This is a genomic window from Priestia sp. P5_B4 (assembly GCF_056400385.1).
The window spans coordinates 1-1,019 of the sequence record NZ_JBFULJ010001139.1 but is presented as its reverse complement, the minus strand read 5'-3'; the positions used below and the strand labels follow the sequence as shown (position 1 = coordinate 1,019).

Below are 1,019 nucleotides of genomic sequence, written 5' to 3'. Positions count from 1 at the left end.
GTGGAAGATCCATTCGGCTGGGCAGTGGAAGTAGAATAAATTTCGGCAATCGAATATCTTTTTACGTTAAAGAAGCGGGACAGCTCCCGCTTCTTTTTTTGTTTGTTGCCGAATAGTCCAAAAGAAACAAGTTATTTTTTGAATATTTAGAACTATTTATATACTTTTATTGTAAAATAAAATATAATTATCCTTATAAAAGCAATACTTTGTCTTTATTGAAATTTACAGCATTACTTATTAGTTATAAGGGGGAGAACAAGATGCTTTTTTTATCACATGATGAAAAAATTAAACAGCTGGCTTCACACTTAACTGAACGACTCAAAAGAGAATTAAACCAAGAAACCTCAGATGAACAAATGCACGTGCTCATCGGCTATTTGTTTGCTTCTCATTTAATCGAGCACCATCCTACAGGTTATTACGTAAGGTCTCAATACCCTGAGCAGCTAAAAGATTTATATGAAACTTTACACGTCCATCAATAAATAATCTCTTCCTCTTTTGTCCTATATCGTGTAGAATTTTAGAAAATATATGATTTTCTAGTTGATGGCAGAGCTAGGATATAGCGTGGTATGGCATTTACCTTTAAATGATTAAGTAATGGTTTTAGAGGTGAATAATGTTAGCGCAGATCAAAGAAATGAGTTTAGATAAAAATCGTCGTAATCCACATTACCGCGTATTGTTGCAGTGTCCAGACGGGAGTGAACTATTCATTCACTTTAATTATACATACCGATCAAAAACATATTGGTCAAGAGATGTATATTACAACAATGTTCATAAAAAATCTCAGCTTGCTTGGTATACTCAAAGCGTAGAGGAAATGACTGCTCAGCAGTTTCTTGAAGAGCTAGGAGCTAAAGTAAATGAACATTTCAACTTTACACTGCGACGATAATCCAAAAAAGCGCCCTTTAACAAGGGGGCTTTTTTGGGTTATTTTATATAAACAAGGGCAAAATAATACATATTCTCTTTAATAATAGTCACTGCTTCCTTACTTTTTC

2 protein-coding genes are annotated in these 1,019 nt (G+C 33.7%); both read left to right on the top strand.

Annotation, left to right across the window (positions count from 1 at the left end; all coding sequences use genetic code 11):
- The first annotated feature begins 263 nt into the window (after positions 1 to 263).
- Positions 264 to 491: a hypothetical protein gene (locus tag AC1DRF_RS29455; protein WP_097823300.1), complete on the top strand. Its 228-nt coding sequence runs from the start codon at positions 264 to 266 to the stop codon at positions 489 to 491.
- Positions 492 to 628: 137 nt separating this feature from the next.
- Positions 629 to 910, top strand: coding sequence for a hypothetical protein (locus AC1DRF_RS29450; RefSeq protein ID WP_028408383.1), 282 nt, complete (start codon positions 629 to 631; stop codon positions 908 to 910).
- Positions 911 to 1,019 lie beyond the last annotated feature (109 nt).

Excerpts from the sequence above, each read along its gene's own strand:
- AC1DRF_RS29455 (WP_097823300.1), top strand. The coding sequence starts at position 264 with ATGCTTTTTTTATCACATGATGAAAAAATTAAACAGCTGGCTTCACAC.
- AC1DRF_RS29450 (WP_028408383.1), top strand. The coding sequence starts at position 629 with ATGTTAGCGCAGATCAAAGAAATGAGTTTAGATAAAAATCGTCGTAAT.